Raw genomic sequence first — 15,113 nt, forward strand, 5'->3', positions numbered from 1 at the left:
AGGTCTCCTTCAGGCGGTGGCGGGTTCGAGCACGAGCTTGCCGGCGAGGATTTCCTCGGCAAACATCTCGGCAGTGCGGGCGGCGGCGGCGGTCATGATGTCCAGGTTGCCGGCGTACTTGGGCAGGTAGTCGCCCAGGCCTTCAACCTCCATAAAAATGGAGACGCGCTTGCCGTCGAACACCGGGCCGTTGACCAGCCGGTAGCCGGGCACGTACTTCTGCACCTCGCGGATCATGGCGTGCACCGAAGCCTCGATCTGCGCCACATTGGGCTCGTCCACCGTGAGGCAGTGGATGGTGTCGCGCATGATCAGCGGCGGATCGGCCGGGTTGATCACGATGATGGCCTTGCCCTTTTGCGCGCCGCCCACTTTCTCCACCGCACCGGCGGTGGTGCGCGTGAACTCGTCGATGTTCTTGCGCGTGCCCGGGCCCACCGAGCGGCTCGACACGGTGGCGACGATTTCGCCGTAGGCAACCGGCTGCACGCGGCTCACCGCGTACACCATGGGGATGGTGGCCTGGCCACCGCAGGTGACCATGTTGACGTTCATCGCGCGACCGTCCACCTGTTCCTTCAGGTTCACCGGCGGCACGCAGTAGGGGCCGATGGCCGCGGGCGTGAGGTCGATCATCATCACGCCGAGCTCGTTGAGCTTGCGCGAGTTCTCGGCGTGCACATAGGCGCTGGTGGCGTCGAAGGCGATCTGCACGCCGTCTTCCAGCACGTGCGGCAGCAGGCCGTCAACACCTTCGGCGGTGGTCTTGATGCCCATTTCACGGGCGCGCTTCAAGCCGTCGGACGCGGGGTCGATGCCGACCATCCACACCGGCTCCAGCACCGGGCTGCGCTGCAGCTTGGCCAGCAGGTCGGTGCCGATGTTGCCCGGCCCGATCAAGGCGCATTTGATCTTTTTCATGGGGTTTCTCCTGTTCAGACGAAGCGCATGGACACCGAGCCGAGGTCCTGGAAGCGCACGTTCACGTGGTCACCCGCCGCCACCGAGATCGCCTCGGTCACGCCGCCGGTCATCACGAAGGTGCCGGCCGGAATCTCCTGCCCGCGCGCGCCCAGGTGGTTGGCCAGCATGGCCACGGCGGTGAGCGGGTTGCCCAGCACCGCGGCGCCGGCGGCCATGGCCACGATCTCGCCGTTCTTCTCCAGCACCACGCCGAGCGTGCGCAGGTCCAGGCCCTCCACCGCGCGCATGCGCGAGCCCACCACGAAGCGCGAGGCGGAGGTGTTGTCGGCCACCACGCTCTTCAGGTCGAACTTGAAATCGCGGTAACGGCTGTCGATGATTTCAACCGCCGGCACGACGAAGTCGATCGCCGCCAGCACCGCGCCCACATGGCAGCCCGGGCCGCGCAAGGGTGCTTTGGTGACGATGCAGATCTCGGCTTCCACCTTGGGGTGGATCAGTTCCGAGGTCTTGATCTCGCCGCCATCGGGGCGCGCCATGTAGTCGCTGACGAAGCCGAACACCGGCGTTTCCACGCCCATCTGCTTCATCTTGGCGAACGAGGTCAGGCCCGCCTTCAGGCCGGCCGTGCGCTGGCCACGCGCTTCCTTGCGGCGGCGGATCTCATCCTGGATCGCGTAGGCGTCGTCCCAGTCCATCTGCGGATGGTCGTCGGTGATCTTGGTGACGTCTTGCGCTTTCAGCTCGGCGTCTTCGAGGTGTGCCGCCAGATCGGCGATGGTTTTTGCATCGAGTTTCATCTCAGTTCTCCAGGGTGTTGCACATCGCCCGCACGCCACGGTCCCGTCCAGGGCAGCCGCGGAACCGGCTTGGCCGGTCCGCGGGGTGCGTCCCCCGCCAGGCCGAAGGCACCAGAGAGGGGGACACCACGCAGCGGCGCAGGGGGTGTTTCATATGAATCGGACGCTGGTGCTGCCCAGCCCGCCCACGCTGCAGTGCAGGCTGTCGCCGGCCTTCACCGGCACGAGTGGCGACTGCGAGCCCGACAGGATCACTTCGCCGGCCTTGAGCGCGATGCCCAGGCGGCCCAGGGTGTTGGCCAGCCAGACCACGGCATTCACCGGAGAGCCCTGCACCGCCGCCCCGGTGGAAGTGCTGACGATCTCGCCGTTCTTCTCGAGCACCATGCCGGCCAGCGCCAGGTCCAGGTCGCGCGGGTCGCGGCGCGTGCCGCCGAGCACCAGCACACCGCAGGAGGCGTTGTCGGCCACGGTGTCCTGGATCTTGATCTTCCAGTCCTGGATGCGCGAGTCGACGATCTCGAAGCACGGCATCACGAAGGCGGTGGCACGCAGCACGTCGGCCGCCGTCACACCCGGTCCCTGCAGGTCGCTCTTGAGCACGAAGGCGACCTCGGCCTCGGCCTTGGGCGCGATCATGCTGTCGGCGCGGATCGCTTCACCTTCGTGCACCACCATGCCCGAGAGCAACTGGCCGAAGTCGGGCTGGTCCACCTTGAGCATGTCCATCACCACCTTGCTGGTGACGCCGATCTTCTTGCCCACTACGGTCTCGCCCGCGTCCAGCCGGCGCTGGATCATGCGCAACTGGATGCGGTACGCGTCGTCGAGCGTGATCGAGGGTTCGCGGTCGGTGAGCGGCGCAACCGGCTTGCGGTCGAGCAGCGCCTGGTACAGCTCGTCGCCGTACTGTTGGATTTTCGTGTCGTTCATGGGTTTTCTTTCTTCAGAGCTTGACCATCACATTGCGCAGCTCGGTGTAGAACTCGAGCGAATGCACACCGCCCTCGCGGCCGATGCCCGAGGCCTTGCTGCCGCCGAACGCGGTGCGCAGGTCGCGCAGGAACCAGCTGTTGATCCAGCACAGGCCGACGTTGATCTCGCGGCCCATGCGGTGCGCGGTGGACAGGTCCTGCGTCCACACGGTCGTGGCCAGGCCGTAGTCGGTGTCGTTGGCGAGGGCAATGGCCTCGTCGATGGTGTCGAAGGGCGAGATGTGGCAGCAGGGGCCGAAGATCTCTTCACGCACCACGCTCGCGGTCTCGGGCAGGCCTGTCCAGATCGTGGGCTGCACCCAGTAACCCTCGGCCAATACAGCCGGCATCTCGGGTACGCCGCCGCCGGTGACCACGGTCGCGCCGGCGTCCTTGGCCTTCTGGTAGTAGCCCAGCACCTTTTGCTGGTGCTCGCGCGAGATCAGCGGGCCCAGGCCCACGCCGGGTTCTTCCGACGGCCCGATCTTCAGCGCCTCGGCCTTGGCCTTGAGCGCCTGCACGAACTTGTCGAAGATCGGCCGCTGCACGTACACGCGTTCGGTGCCCAGGCAGACCTGGCCGCAGTTCTCGAACGCGCTTCGCGTGATGCCGGCCACGGCCTTGTCGAAGTCGGCATCGGCGAACACGATGCCGGCGTTCTTGCCGCCAAGCTCGAAGCTGACCGGGCGCACGCCCTGCGCGGCAGCGGCCATGATGGCCTCGCCGGTGCGCGTCTCGCCGGTGAAGGTGATCGCGTCCACGTCCGGGTGCTGGGTGAGGAAGGCACCGGCCGAGTTCGGCCCGAAACCGTGCACCACGTTGTAGACGCCATCGGGAATGCCCACCGCCTTCATCACCTCGCCCAGCAGCGTGGCCGTGGCGGGGGTTTCTTCGGACGGCTTGACGATCACCGTGTTGCCGCAGGCCAGCGCCGGGCCAACCTTCCAGGTCATGAGCAGCAGCGGCAGGTTCCACGGGCACACCACGCCGATCACGCCCACCGGCGAGCGCAGCGCATAGCTCAAGGCGGTGCCGCCGTCGGGCGTGGTCATCTCGAAGCTCTCGGTGGGCACGTTCTTCACGATGTCGGCGAACACCTTGAAGTTGGCCGCACCACGCGGGATGTCGATGTGCGAGGCGAGCGACTTCGGCTTGCCGGTGTCGGCCATCTCGGCGGCCAGGAAGTCGTCGAAGCGGCGGTTGATTTCGTCGGCCACCGCGTACAGCAGCTCGACGCGGCGGTTCACGCTCATGCGGCCCCACTCGCCCTTGAGCGCGGCGCGCGCGGCCTTCACCGCGGCGTCCACTTCGGCCTTGCCGGCTTCGTGCACCTGGCCGATGACGCGGTTGTCGACCGGCGCGCGGTTCTCGAAAGTTTTGTCGGTGGCGACGAATTCGCCGCCGATGAAGTTGAGGTAGTTTTTCATGGTCATCATCTGGTCAGGGGGTGTTTGCATCGGCCTCGGTGAAGAAATCCAGCAGCAAACGGTTGAAGCGCGCCGCGTGTTCGATCTGTGTCCAGTGGCCGCAGTGGCCGAACACGTGCAGCTGGCTGTTGGGAATGCGTTGCGCCAGGGTGATCGAGTTGGCGAGCGGGATCACGCGGTCCTCGCGGCCGTGCAGCACCAGCGTCTCGTGCGGCAGGGCGCGGATGTCTGCGGCGGCGCTGCACATCGCGTCCACCCAGCGCTGGCGTGGCGCGGGGAACATGGCCGCAAAGGATTCGTGGAAGCCGGGGCGCACGCTGGCTTCGTAGCGCAGTTGCGCCAGCTCGTCGGTCGCCAGCGCGGGGTTGTGGGCGAACACGTCGAGCAGGGCGCGCATCGCCGTCAGCGAGGGCTCGTAACCCCACACGGCTTCGAGGCCGGGGGTGATGTCGAACGGCACGCCGACCGAACCCATCAGCACCAGGCGGCGCACGCGCTGCGGGTGCCGGATCGCCAGCGCCAGGGCCAGCGCGCCGCCGAAGGAATTGCCCAACAGGTCGGCGCGTTCGATCTCCAGCGCGTCGAGCACGCCGACCGCCTGCGCGACCCAGTTGTCCATGGTGTAGGCGTGGCCCTGCGGCCGGTCGCTGAAACCGAAGCCCACCATGTCGGGCGCGACCACGCGGAAGTGCCGGGCGAGCACCGGCATGCTCAAACGCCAGTTGGCCCAGGCGGACACGCCCGGGCCCGAGCCGTGGATCATCAGCACGGGCGAGCCGGTGCCCATGTCGTGCAGGTTGGTGCGGATGCCGGCGGCCATCACCGAGCGGCCGATTTCAGGGTTCGTCATGCGGGGTTCTCTGCGGGTCTTCGATGTCAGTCCTGGGCCAGGCCCAGCGCCTCCAGGCCGGCGCGGGCGATCTGTTCGTCCTGCTGCTCGCTGCCACCCGAGACGCCGATGGCGCCGATGCAGCGGCCGTCTTCGACGATGGGCACGCCACCGCCAAAGGCGACGAAACGCGGCCGCTGCACCAGGCCCTCGCGCACCGCCACCGAGTGCGACTGCAGCACCTCGGTCCAGCGCGCCGTGGGCAGGCCGAAACTCGCCGACGTGTACGCCTTGTCGATGGCGATGTCGATGGAGTGCAGCGGCGCGCCCGGCATGCGCATGAAGCCCGCGAGCACACCGCTGGCATCGACCAGCGCGACGTTGACGCGCACGCCCATCGCCTGCGCGGCCTGCACCGCCGCCGCCAGGGCGGTTTGCGAGGCCGGCCAGTCGATGACGGCCACGTTCACCGAGTGGGTCATTGCAGGCCTCCACCAACTGCGTGGAGGCCGCACGGCCCGGCAAGGCGCGCCGCAGGCGCGCGACGGGGAATCATGTGTACACCTCGGTGAACGAGGGCACCAGGTCGCCGGTGTGGAAGAAGATGCCGCTGCCCAGTCGGTCTTCGCTCCAGGTGGTCACAGGCCGGTCGCGCTGCGCCAGGTAACCCAGGCCGGCAAAGGTTTCGTTGCGGTTGCCGCTCGGGTCGAAGAAGTAGATCGTCTCGCCGCGCGTGATGCCGTGGCGCGTAGGCGCCACGTCGATGCGCGTCTTGGTCTTGGCCATCACGTCGGCCGCCTTCAGCACGTCGTGCCACGAATCGAGGAAGTAGGCGATGTGGTGCAGGCCGCTGGTGGGCGCGCCGACAAAGGCGATGTCGTGCGGCGTGGTCGTGCAGGCCATCCAGGTGGCGGCCTGGATGCTGCCGTCCGGGCCCGCCACCACCTGCTCGGTGAGGAAGAAGTCCAGCGCTTCGGCCATGAAGCGCGTGTTCTCGGCCACGGTGTTCACGCCTTCGGGCGGGTTCAGCTCGCACATGAGGAGGATGTGGTCCATCCAGTGCGCACCGGCACCCTTGAGGCCATCGGGCCAGGGGTCGGGGCTCTGGGTGCCCACGTCCGTGCCCACGTATTCCTTCATGGCGTACAGACGCATCTCGTGGCCGCTGGGCAGGTTGAACTGCAGCATGCGGCCGGTGGCGGGCAGCGAGCCCTCGGGCAGCAGGGTGGTCTTCACGCCCCAGGCTTCGATCTTTTCCTTCAGCGTGTCGAGGTCGGCATCCTTTTCGACCTTGTAGGCCATGTGCTCCATGCCGGCACGGTCCGAAGGCGTGAGGATGAGGGAGAACTTGTCCCACTCGTCCCAGCATTTCAAATACACGTTGCCGGCCTTGTCGACCATGGTCGTCTTGAGGCCGAGCACGTTCTCGTAGTGCTTGACCGCCGCGTCGATGTCCATCACCCGCAGGTTGACATGTCCAATTCGCATCACACCCATCATCTGTCTCCTGGTTGGTTTACTGCTGGCTGGGGGCGGCGGGCGTGGGGCCCGCTGCCCGGGAAAAAGGTCTTTGCAACTTGCCGGCGATCTCCAGCGTCACGGCGCATTTCGGCGCCACGCGGCAGGCCAGCGTGATGCCGGCGCCGGCTTCGTCTTCGCTCACGTGTGCGCGGCTGACCGGGCCGAGCACGGTGACATCGCCTTCGACGATGCGCACCTTGCACACACCACAGCCGCCGTTGACGCAGCCGGCCGGGATGCCCCGGCGGCCCAGGCGCAACATGCCGCGCAACAGGCTTTCGTCGGTGGCGCAGGCGTAGGTCTCGCCGGTCTGCGCGACACACACGTTCACCTTGGGTCGGGTATCAAAAAACATGCTGGTCCTGTTCGGTGTCACAGGCGCTGGAACAGCGGACTGCGCGCGCCCTGCGCGTCGGCGGCCGAGAGGAACTTCTCGGTGAAGATGTCGCGCTCGAACAGCCGACCCTGCATCAGCGTGGCGATGCAGGCCTCGACCATCGGCGGCGGGCCGCACAGGTAGGCCTGGTGGCCGGCGAACGTGCCGTCGAAGTGCGCCTTCGCCGCCTCGTGCACGAAGCCGCGTGCGCCGCCCCAGTCCGAGCCTTCGGCTTCACCCGAGAGCGCGGGCACGTAGGTGAAGTTCGCATGCTGCTCGGCGAGCGCGCGGAATTCGGCGTCGTAGTACAGCTCCTCGCGCGTGCGCTGGCCATAGACCAGCGTGATCGGCAGCGTGCAGCCACCGTCGAGCAGGTCCAGGATCATCGAACGCGGGCTGGAGAGCCCCGAGCCACCGGCCATGAAGACCATCGGGCGACGCGCCGAGCCACGCACGAAGAAGCGACCGTAGGGGCCGGCCAGGCGCAGGCGGTCGCCCTCCTTCAGCTGTTCGTGCAGGTAACCGGTGCCCTTGCCACCGGCGACGATGCGCACGTTCAGCTCGATCTCGCTGCCGCCCTGCACCTCGGCGGGTGCGTTGGCGATGGAGAAGGCCCGGCTCTCGCCCAGGCCCGGAATCTCCAGCTGCACGTATTGCCCGGCCTGGAACACCATCGGCTTGTCGATGGCGATGTGCAAGGCTTTGATAGTCGGCGTGAGATCCAAGATGCGGCGCACCGTGCCGGCGAAATCGCGCACCGGGATCACGCGCGCATCGGGTTCGTCCTCGATGTCGGCCTCGATGGTGGTGTCGCACTGCAGCGTGGCGCAGCAGGCCAGGGTCTTGCCCTCGTCGCGCTCGACTTCCATCAAGGCAAACGGGTTGGCGTTTCCATGGTCCACCTCACCATCGCAGACCTGCACCTTGCAGGTGCCGCACAAGCCGTGGCCGCAGGCGTGTGGAATGTAGATGCCCTGGCGCAGCGCGGCGTCGAGCAGGCTCTGGCCTTCCTCCACCTCAATGGTGGTGCCCAGCGGTTCGATGGTGAGTTGGTAAGCCATGTCAGACGCGCCCGAGGCTCAGTTGAACGAACCGCGAATGCCCGTGAGGCCCGGCGTGCGGAAGCGGATCGCGTCCTTGTGCACCAGGCCGTTGTCGGCCAGCGACTTGGCGGGGTCGGGCGTCCAGGGCTGGCCGGACTTGAGCCACTGCACCTGTGCCCAGTCGATCTTCTCGAAGTCCGGGTGCTCGCCGTAGACGCCGGGCAGCACGGCCGTGGAGAGCGCACCGAACGGCATGTCGGGCGGCAGCGGCAGGCACACCGGGGCACAGAACATCAGGTGGTCTTCCCAGCCGATGTAGAGCAGGGGCGCGGGGAAGTTCTCGCGCACGTCGCGCGCGGGAAAGTCGTAGGGAGCGAGTGCAACGACGCTCATGCTTGTTCTCCTTGGGGCGCCTCGCCGCGCCAGGCGGCAAAGTTCTTCTGGTCTTGCGAACCTTCGAAATCGAAGTTGTCCGCGCCGATGTTGAGTTGGTAGTGCTGGAGCACGGCGATCAACGGGTCGAAGCCTTCGGCGGTCGGGTCGGTGCCCGGTTCGAAGCAGTTGCCCTGGTAGATCTGGTGCACCGGCAGCCAGCTCTGCACGTACTTCTCCGGCTCGTGGTCGAAGATCTCCTTGCAGTGGTCGCTGCAGAAGTGGTGCTTGTTGCCGCGCCAGTCGCTTTCGCGGTAGCAGATCTTGGTCGGGTCACCCGGTTCGGTGAAGAACATCGGGATCTGGCAGGTGTTGCACAGCATGGGCAGCGTCTTGCTGTAGAAGCGCTTGCCGGCCTGCTGCTGCTCGCGGTAGTGCTCCAGGCGCGGGCGGTGCATCTGGTTGAAGCTGGTCGGGTACTTCTCGGCCAGCCAGTCCATCTCTTCGTCGCTCGGCACCCAGGTGTGGAAGGCCGCGGCGGCGCTGTAGTTGTAGAAGGTGTTCCAGGCCTGGTGGCTGATGTGGTCCTTGCCTTCGCAGGCGTCCTTCCAGCCCTTGGGTTCGCGGATGCCGTAGCGCGCGAGGTCCTTGAACAGCGCGCCGCCGTTCTGCTCGGCGTACATCTCCCAGGCTTCCTTCCAGCTCATCACGCGCTTGGGCAGCATGTAGTCCTGCATCATCGCCACCAGCGTGAGCAGGCGGTAACCGCGCCAGAACCACTTGTCGATCCAGCCCTGCACGATCGGCACGTTGGCCGGGTCCTGCTCCAGCAGGAACTTGATGCATTCGATGCCCAGCGTCATGTGGCGCGACTCGTCGCTTTGCGCCGAGAAGCCGAAGGTGACGGTGGACATGTCGCCGTTGTGCGCCGCGCCGCTCATGAAGGGCACGAACAGCAGGTTGGTCAACACGTACTCGAACGAGAAGCTGACCGCCACGAGGAACTCGAACGGGCCGCCGGTGATGGCGTCTTCAAAGAACGACTTCGGCACCGAGAGGTACCACACGCGGTCGAACCAGTGGTGCGAATGGTGCAACCCGTTGAAGTACTTGTTGTAGTGCGAGAGGGCATGCGTCTCGGTCTGGTAGTGGCGCAGCTCGTCGATGCTCTGCATCTGCGCCGCAACCCGTGCGCCTTCGCCGGTGAACTGGCGGCCGACGTGGGCAAAGCCCCGGTGCGCGTAGTACTCCAGCGGCGTCACGCCCTGGATGAAAAGCTTGAGCGCGTTGATGTAGCGCGCATCGCTCACGCCGAGCTGGCCGTTGTTCTGCGCGAAGGCCTCGATCACGGCGTAGAGCTTTTTCTCCTTCTCGCCCTGGTACTTCCAGTAGGCGTCCATGGTCAGGCGGAACGGGTCCTGCCACTGGTCCCAGTCGTGGATCTTGATGCCCTCGTACTTGTCGTACGGGAAAACCTTGTCCATCGGCTGGTAGCTGGTTTCCCAGCCGAGGCCACGGGTCATGGCGGCGTAACGGTCTTTCAGACCGAGCTTCTTCTTGGTGACGCGGGTGTCCATGCGTTGTCTCCTGTGCGGGGGGATGGTTTTCAGTGTTGCCAGCTCAGGGTGAGCTGGTCGTCGTCTTCGTCGATGTAGCCCGAGAGCGTCACGAGGTTGACGTGCAGTTGCTGCAGGTCGAAGGGGCGGCCGGTCTGCTCTTCGATCGTGGCGCGGCGGATCTGCAGGCGGTTGGGCGCGTCGATCTTCACGAGGCCGGGCGAATGCACCACCACGGCGGCGGGGTTGTCGGCGACGATGGCGTCGACCACGGGTCGCGACTCCTCGTTGTGCTGGAAGGCGATGAACACGTTGGACATGGAGTGGTTCCTCGTTGGGGTCGTGGGGGTCAGCCGCGCACGCCGGCCTTGCGGCAGCGCTCGGTCAGCAGGGCCTGTGCGTCTTCGAGCGCCGCGTCACCGGCTTCGCCCAGCGCGAGACGGGCAACGGGTGCGAGTGCTTCGAGTGCGCGCTCGGTCCAGCTCTGAACCCAGGTGCTGATGAGGGCGCGGTTGGCGTCGGATTCGGCGGCGGCGGTCTTGACCACGGCGTCGATCCAGCGCGCGCTTTCGTCGTGCCACTCGGGCATGAAGGCGGTGAGCATGGCCACCGCGGTGCCGCCCTGCAGCGCCACGTGGTCGTCGACAAAGCTGCCGTAGATCAGCGGGACCAGCAGGCCGTCGAGCACCAGGTTCTGCGCCACGAACAGCTCGAACGGGTCTTTCACCACCAGCGTGTCTTCAACGCAGCGGCGCAGGCCCTGCCAATGCGGGTCGTTCAGCCAGGCGGCCTTGCCGTCGTCGAGCACCGAGGGCTCGTCCAGCGCGAGGCCCAGGCGCGTGAGGTACTGCGCAACGCCCAGGTTGTCCATCGCATGGAACATGGCTGGCGCGGTGAACACGTTGCCGTAGCCGTAGGCGCAGATGGACGCGTTGTTCATGTTCGCGCCCCAGGCGGCGTGGCGCAGCGGCATCAGCACCTGCAGCGCCTTGCGGCGCAAGGCGTCGGGCATCTTGTCGACCATGCCGCGCGATTCGACGAACTGGAAGTTGGCCTCCATCGTGTCTTGCTGGCGTGCGCGCGCCATCGTCCAGCTGGCGTAGTAGAACTGCCGCGGGTCCTTGAGCACGGCCCAGTCGGCCAGCACCACCTGGCTGCGCGAGGCGTCGAAGATCTGGTGCGCCGGGTCCCAGGTCGGGCGGTAGTGGAAGTTGGCCATCGGCTGCGCGCCGTAGGTGGCCTCCTGGTACCGCGACGCCGGCTTCTCGTGGCCGATGTGCTTGGCCACATGCGTGTAGGTGTTGCGCAGTGTCTGGATTTCACGCGCCTGCAAGTCGATGTTCATGGGCTGTCTCCTGTTGTGTTTGTGTGTGGTGTGCGGGGGTGGCGTTCGGGTGGATTCAGGCGTCGAGCCGCTGCACCTGGTTGGCGGCACAGAAGGCTTCAAACGCGGTTTCGGGCAGCAGCAACTCCACCGCCAGCTCGGGCCAGCCAATCGCGAACTCGAACGCGATCAGGCCGTCCGGGCGCTGCTCCAGCACGCGCACAAAACGCAGGGTGGTGTCGACAGCGGGCAGCGAGACGGGGGTGGGGAGGGTGTGCGTTGACATGCCGACCCCTATCGCAGGGTGCGTGCCAACCCGGCATAAATCTCGATAAACCTAGGGTTTGTCCTGAGTTTTGTGGGCTGGCTGCGCGCCTTTCCCGCCATTCACCCTCACATGCCCCGGCATGGCACAGGGGCTTTGTGCAGTGCAATATGTGGTTTTCATCAAGCTTCGGCGGGTCAAATTGATCAATTGATGAAACTTCTGCGGGCAGCAGGCTTCAACACGGCCTCGACAGATCTAGCAGACTTATCGATAATTTGCCGATGACCGCCCCCATCCCCCCATCGCTGCCCTCCGATGCCGACCTGCGCCGCATGGTGCATTTCTCGGCCGGTGACGGCCGCATCTGGCTGGCAGGCCAGCGCATGCTGCTCATCCACATGGCCGGGCTCAGCGCCTTGCGGCGCGAGATCATGGGCACCATCGGCCCCGAGCACACGCGCCGCATGCTGATGCGGGCGGGTTATGCCTCGGGCGAGCGCGACGCGGCCCTGGCGCGCCAGGTGCGTGGCGACGCGTCGGTACTCGACATGTTTGCCGTCGGGCCGCAAATGCACATGCTGGAGGGTGCGGCGCAGGTCACGCCCGAGGTGTGCGAGATCGACATCGCGGCCGGCCGCTTCCACGGCATCTTCCGCTGGGACCACTCCTGGGAAGTCGAGGCGCATGTGCGCGATTTCGGTCCGCAGGAGGCGCCGGTGTGCTGGATGCTGCTTGGATACGCCTCGGGTTACACCAGCGCCTTCATGGGCCAGCCGACGCTGTACAAGGAGGTTGCCTGCGCCGCCTGCGGCGAGCCGGCGTGCCGGATCGAAGGCCGGGTGCTCGCCGACTGGCCCGATGCGGAGGCCATGGCCGCCGACTACGCCGCCGACTCGATGATCGTGCGCCTGGAAGACCTGCAGGCGCAGGTCGACACGCTGCGTTCCACGCTGCAGCCGGCCGACGAGCTGGGCGAGCTGATCGGCCGCTCCAAGGCCTTCGACGCCGCCGCCCGCCTGCTGAGAAAGGCCGCCGCCACGCAGGTGACGGTGCTGCTGACCGGGGAGACGGGCGTGGGCAAGGAGCGTTTCGCGCGCGCGCTGCACGCCATGAGCCCCCGCGCGGGCAAGCCCTTTGTGGCGGTCAACTGCGCCGCGCTGCCGGCCGAGCTGATCGAGAGCGAATTGTTCGGCGCCGAGAAAGGCGCCTTCACCGGCGCGGGCGCGGCGCGGCCCGGGCGCTTCGAGCGCGCCGATGGCGGCACGTTGATGCTCGACGAGCTGGGCGAAATGCCCTTGACGGCGCAGGCCAAGCTGCTGCGCGTGTTGCAGCACGGCGAGATCGAGCGCCTGGGCAGCACCCAGACCCGCAAGGTGGATGTGCGCGTGGTCGCGGCGACCAACGTGGACCTGGAAGCGGCGGTGGCCAGCGGCCGTTTCCGCAGCGACCTGATGTACCGCCTGAACGTGTATCCGATCCGCATCCCGCCATTGCGCGAGCGTGTGGACGACATCGAGCCGCTGGCGTCGCACCTGCTCAACCGCTTCGGTGCGCTGCACGGCAAGTCAGTGCCCGGCTTCACCGACCGCGCGCTCGACGCGATGCGCGGCTACCCGTGGCCCGGCAACGTGCGCGAGCTGGAAAACCTGATCGAGCGCGGGGTGATCCTCGCCAGCCCGGGTGAACCGGTTGATGTGCACGAGCTGTTCCCCACACTGCAGGAGCGCGCACCGGTGACGGTGAACGCGGCCGGCGAGCTCACGCGCAGCGCGCCCAGCAGCGGCCCGGCGCTGTACGACGAAGTGCTCGCGCGCAACCTGAGCCTGGACCAGCTGGAAGACGCACTGATTCAGGAGGCGGTGGAGCGTGCCGGCGGCAACCTCGCCGCCGCCGCGCGCGCGCTCGGCCTCACGCGCCCGCAGCTGAGCTACCGCTTGCAGCGCGTGCACGACCGCGCGAAGGCATAAACCATGGCCAAACGGGTTTTTCTATCTCTCGTGGGCGATGCCGACGGCGGCCTCGGCGACAACGGCAACGACGCCGCCTCGCGCACCCTGATCGAACGCAGCTACGCGCAGTTGCGCGACGACATCGTCGAGGGCCGCCTGGCGCCCGGCGAGAAGCTGCGCGTCGAACACCTGCGCACGCGTTACCAGGTCGGGGCCGGCACGCTGCGCGAGGCCATCACGCGGCTGGTGAGCGACGCACTGGTGGTTGCCGAAGGCCAGCGCGGTTTTCGCGTGGCGCCGATGGCCATGGCCGACCTCGAAGACCTCACGCGCTTGCGCCTGCACATCGAGATCGAGGCACTGCGGCAGTCGATCCGGCACGGCGACGCCGAGTGGCGCACCCAGTTGCAGAAGGCGTTCGACGAGCTGTCGGCCTTCGAGCAGCCGATCCAGCCGCACCGGCGCGCGCACTGGGAACAATGCAACGTGCGCTTTCACGAAGCGCTGATCGGTGCGTGCGCCTCACCCTGGACGATGAAGGTGCTGCGCCTGCTCAGCCGCCACAGCGAACGTTACCGGCGCTACTCGATCGACCTGCCGGACAGCAACCGCGACGTGCACGCGGAGCACCGCCAGATCTTCGAGATGGCCATGGCCGGGCACGAAGCGCGGGCGGCGCTGGCCCTGGAGGCGCACATCCGCGCGACGCCGGATCTGCTGGCCCGCGCGCAGCAGGCCGGCATCGGCGGGTTCTGACCAACGAAGAAAAAGCCTTAGTCGAACTTCCAGTCCGCGCCCACCGCCTGCCCGACGCGCAGCATCTGCGCGTCGCCTTCGAGCACGATGGCGTTCATGCCGAAGGTGATGGCACCGTCCAGCCGCGGGTCTTGCCGGTAGCCCTGCAGGGTGTCGCTCACCTCGGGGCTGGAGGTCGCGGTGGCGGGGTCGATGTTGGGAATCGGGCAGCGGCCGCAGGGCTTCACCGGGTCGATCAACGCGCCCGCGCCGTCACCGGTGTGGATGCGCATGGCGCCGATGCGGTCTTCGTCGTGGGCTTCGATGCCGGCCAGCACGATGTTGGGCCGGAAGCGCTGCATGTCCACCGCCGCATGGCCGGCCGCGCCCAGGCGGCTGTTGAGTTCGTCGAGCGAGGCGGTGCTGGTCACCAGCAGGCTGAAGCCGTCGGCGAACTGCGTGACGGCCTCGCGCCCGCCGGTCCACTTCAGGCTGCTCACGCGCCGCACCTCGGGATCAAAACGCGCCAGGCGCAGGCGCTTCAGGTGGGCCGGCGCCTCGGGGCCGAGGAAGTCGCTGAACCATTGCGCCGCGAGGTCGCCCATGTCGCAGGCCATCACCTCGTCGCCCCATACCCGCACCTTCAGCGGGCCTTCGGCCGCGTCCAGCGCCAGGTGCAGGGCCAGCATGCCGGGCGCGCGCAGCACCAGCTGGCCCATCTTGAAGGCGGTCTGGATCAGCGCCATGCGCGGCAGCTCCCGCTGGGTGACGAACTCACCCTGCGCGTCCACCACCATCCAGGCGCGGTCGTAAAGCAGGCCGGTGTCGGTCAGTTCGACCTCGGTGAGCGGAATGCCGGCGCAGGATTTGACCGGGTAAACCCAGAGCTGGGCGATGGTGGCCTGCACGTCGGCGGCGGAGCTGTCTGCACTCATGGTGATGGATCCAGGGCGGGTCAAAGGCCACTCGCGCCGCCCGGCGGGCAACACGTCGGTACCGGGTGGTTTCTGGGGTG

Annotated in this window: 17 protein-coding genes; 2 read left to right on the forward strand and 15 right to left on the reverse strand. The window is 67.2% G+C overall.

The genetic code is table 11. The features are described from left to right. Nucleotides 1–9 precede the first annotated feature (9 nt). The 14 genes from HPA01S_RS03675 to HPA01S_RS03740 form a co-directional block, all read right to left on the reverse strand. Nucleotides 10–921 (reverse strand): acetaldehyde dehydrogenase (acetylating), encoded by a 912-nt coding sequence (locus tag HPA01S_RS03675; RefSeq protein ID WP_066266833.1) that lies wholly within the window; start codon nt 919–921, stop codon nt 10–12. Nucleotides 922–935: 14 nt separating this feature from the next. After that, entirely contained in the window at nt 936–1,724 is a 789-nt protein-coding gene (gene dmpH, locus HPA01S_RS03680) for a 2-oxo-3-hexenedioate decarboxylase (RefSeq protein WP_066266839.1), read from the reverse strand. A 150-nt stretch (nt 1,725–1,874) separates the two neighbouring features. Continuing rightward, nucleotides 1,875–2,657 (reverse strand): 2-oxopent-4-enoate hydratase, encoded by a 783-nt coding sequence (dmpE, locus tag HPA01S_RS03685; protein WP_066266840.1) that lies wholly within the window; start codon nt 2,655–2,657, stop codon nt 1,875–1,877. Nucleotides 2,658–2,670: 13 nt separating this feature from the next. Beyond that, nucleotides 2,671–4,125 carry a 2-hydroxymuconic semialdehyde dehydrogenase gene (locus HPA01S_RS03690; protein ID WP_066267262.1) on the reverse strand — a complete coding sequence of 485 codons (1,455 nt, stop codon included), beginning with the start codon at nt 4,123–4,125 and terminating at the stop codon, nt 2,671–2,673. A gap of 13 nt (nt 4,126–4,138) precedes the next feature. Continuing rightward, nucleotides 4,139–4,975 carry an alpha/beta fold hydrolase gene (locus tag HPA01S_RS03695; protein WP_066266841.1) on the reverse strand — a complete coding sequence of 279 codons (837 nt, stop codon included), beginning with the start codon at nt 4,973–4,975 and terminating at the stop codon, nt 4,139–4,141. Nucleotides 4,976–5,001: 26 nt separating this feature from the next. Beyond that, the gene (locus HPA01S_RS03700) at nt 5,002–5,436 is read right to left on the reverse strand and encodes a GlcG/HbpS family heme-binding protein (protein WP_066266844.1); all 435 of its coding nucleotides are present in this window, start codon (nt 5,434–5,436) and stop codon (nt 5,002–5,004) included. Between the two features lie 70 nt (nt 5,437–5,506). Beyond that, the gene (locus HPA01S_RS03705) at nt 5,507–6,451 is read right to left on the reverse strand and encodes a catechol 2,3-dioxygenase (RefSeq protein ID WP_066266847.1); all 945 of its coding nucleotides are present in this window, start codon (nt 6,449–6,451) and stop codon (nt 5,507–5,509) included. Nucleotides 6,452–6,470: 19 nt separating this feature from the next. Next, complete coding sequence (locus tag HPA01S_RS03710; RefSeq protein ID WP_066266850.1) at nt 6,471–6,830, reverse strand: 2Fe-2S iron-sulfur cluster-binding protein; 360 nt, start codon at nt 6,828–6,830, stop codon at nt 6,471–6,473. A gap of 17 nt (nt 6,831–6,847) precedes the next feature. Next, complete coding sequence (locus HPA01S_RS03715) at nt 6,848–7,912, reverse strand: NADH:ubiquinone reductase (Na(+)-transporting) subunit F (RefSeq protein WP_066266852.1); 1,065 nt, start codon at nt 7,910–7,912, stop codon at nt 6,848–6,850. Between the two features lie 18 nt (nt 7,913–7,930). Then, entirely contained in the window at nt 7,931–8,287 is a 357-nt protein-coding gene (locus HPA01S_RS03720) for a phenol hydroxylase subunit P4 (protein WP_066266854.1), read from the reverse strand. Beyond that, on the reverse strand, nt 8,284–9,843 hold the full coding sequence (locus tag HPA01S_RS03725; protein WP_066266856.1) for an aromatic/alkene/methane monooxygenase hydroxylase/oxygenase subunit alpha: 1,560 nt from the start codon (nt 9,841–9,843) through the stop codon (nt 8,284–8,286). The genes HPA01S_RS03720 and HPA01S_RS03725 overlap by 4 nt, the downstream gene beginning before the upstream one ends. A gap of 29 nt (nt 9,844–9,872) precedes the next feature. Further along, nucleotides 9,873–10,142 carry an MmoB/DmpM family protein gene (locus tag HPA01S_RS03730; protein ID WP_066266857.1) on the reverse strand — a complete coding sequence of 90 codons (270 nt, stop codon included), beginning with the start codon at nt 10,140–10,142 and terminating at the stop codon, nt 9,873–9,875. A 29-nt stretch (nt 10,143–10,171) separates the two neighbouring features. Next, nucleotides 10,172–11,167, reverse strand: coding sequence for an aromatic/alkene monooxygenase hydroxylase subunit beta (locus HPA01S_RS03735; protein WP_066266859.1), 996 nt, complete (start codon nt 11,165–11,167; stop codon nt 10,172–10,174). Between the two features lie 55 nt (nt 11,168–11,222). Then, nucleotides 11,223–11,432, reverse strand: coding sequence for a phenol hydroxylase subunit (locus HPA01S_RS03740; protein ID WP_066266861.1), 210 nt, complete (start codon nt 11,430–11,432; stop codon nt 11,223–11,225). A gap of 263 nt (nt 11,433–11,695) precedes the next feature. On the opposite strand from HPA01S_RS03740, the gene HPA01S_RS03745 reads away from it, so the two are divergent. Together HPA01S_RS03745 and HPA01S_RS03750 are read left to right on the forward strand one after the other, a co-directional pair. Then, nucleotides 11,696–13,381 (forward strand): sigma-54-dependent Fis family transcriptional regulator, encoded by a 1,686-nt coding sequence (locus HPA01S_RS03745; protein ID WP_066266862.1) that lies wholly within the window; start codon nt 11,696–11,698, stop codon nt 13,379–13,381. A gap of 3 nt (nt 13,382–13,384) precedes the next feature. Further along, complete coding sequence (locus HPA01S_RS03750) at nt 13,385–14,119, forward strand: GntR family transcriptional regulator (protein ID WP_066266864.1); 735 nt, start codon at nt 13,385–13,387, stop codon at nt 14,117–14,119. 17 nt (nt 14,120–14,136) lie between these two features. Here the strand turns inward: HPA01S_RS03750 and HPA01S_RS03755 are convergent, their stop codons facing one another. Then, nucleotides 14,137–15,033, reverse strand: coding sequence for an MOSC domain-containing protein (locus HPA01S_RS03755; RefSeq protein ID WP_066266867.1), 897 nt, complete (start codon nt 15,031–15,033; stop codon nt 14,137–14,139). Nucleotides 15,034–15,113: the final 80 nt, after the last annotated feature.

The sequence above is a fragment of the Hydrogenophaga palleronii NBRC 102513 genome, assembly GCF_001571225.1.
In the GTDB taxonomy this organism is placed as follows: Bacteria; Pseudomonadota; Gammaproteobacteria; order Burkholderiales; family Burkholderiaceae_C; genus Hydrogenophaga; species Hydrogenophaga palleronii.

What these genes read in the sequence shown, in the direction of transcription:
- HPA01S_RS03675 (WP_066266833.1), bottom strand. Translation starts at nt 921, where the DNA reads ATGAAAAAGATCAAATGCGCCTTGATCGGGCCGGGCAACATCGGCACC.
- dmpH (WP_066266839.1), bottom strand. Translation starts at nt 1,724, where the DNA reads ATGAAACTCGATGCAAAAACCATCGCCGATCTGGCGGCACACCTCGAA.
- dmpE (WP_066266840.1), bottom strand. Translation starts at nt 2,657, where the DNA reads ATGAACGACACGAAAATCCAACAGTACGGCGACGAGCTGTACCAGGCG.
- HPA01S_RS03690 (WP_066267262.1), bottom strand. Translation starts at nt 4,125, where the DNA reads ATGAAAAACTACCTCAACTTCATCGGCGGCGAATTCGTCGCCACCGAC.
- HPA01S_RS03695 (WP_066266841.1), bottom strand. Translation starts at nt 4,975, where the DNA reads ATGACGAACCCTGAAATCGGCCGCTCGGTGATGGCCGCCGGCATCCGC.
- HPA01S_RS03700 (WP_066266844.1), bottom strand. Translation starts at nt 5,436, where the DNA reads ATGACCCACTCGGTGAACGTGGCCGTCATCGACTGGCCGGCCTCGCAA.
- HPA01S_RS03705 (WP_066266847.1), bottom strand. Translation starts at nt 6,451, where the DNA reads ATGGGTGTGATGCGAATTGGACATGTCAACCTGCGGGTGATGGACATC.
- HPA01S_RS03710 (WP_066266850.1), bottom strand. Translation starts at nt 6,830, where the DNA reads ATGTTTTTTGATACCCGACCCAAGGTGAACGTGTGTGTCGCGCAGACC.
- HPA01S_RS03715 (WP_066266852.1), bottom strand. Translation starts at nt 7,912, where the DNA reads ATGGCTTACCAACTCACCATCGAACCGCTGGGCACCACCATTGAGGTG.
- HPA01S_RS03720 (WP_066266854.1), bottom strand. Translation starts at nt 8,287, where the DNA reads ATGAGCGTCGTTGCACTCGCTCCCTACGACTTTCCCGCGCGCGACGTG.
- HPA01S_RS03725 (WP_066266856.1), bottom strand. Translation starts at nt 9,843, where the DNA reads ATGGACACCCGCGTCACCAAGAAGAAGCTCGGTCTGAAAGACCGTTAC.
- HPA01S_RS03730 (WP_066266857.1), bottom strand. Translation starts at nt 10,142, where the DNA reads ATGTCCAACGTGTTCATCGCCTTCCAGCACAACGAGGAGTCGCGACCC.
- HPA01S_RS03735 (WP_066266859.1), bottom strand. Translation starts at nt 11,167, where the DNA reads ATGAACATCGACTTGCAGGCGCGTGAAATCCAGACACTGCGCAACACC.
- HPA01S_RS03740 (WP_066266861.1), bottom strand. Translation starts at nt 11,432, where the DNA reads ATGTCAACGCACACCCTCCCCACCCCCGTCTCGCTGCCCGCTGTCGAC.
- HPA01S_RS03745 (WP_066266862.1), top strand. Translation starts at nt 11,696, where the DNA reads ATGACCGCCCCCATCCCCCCATCGCTGCCCTCCGATGCCGACCTGCGC.
- HPA01S_RS03750 (WP_066266864.1), top strand. Translation starts at nt 13,385, where the DNA reads ATGGCCAAACGGGTTTTTCTATCTCTCGTGGGCGATGCCGACGGCGGC.
- HPA01S_RS03755 (WP_066266867.1), bottom strand. Translation starts at nt 15,033, where the DNA reads ATGAGTGCAGACAGCTCCGCCGCCGACGTGCAGGCCACCATCGCCCAG.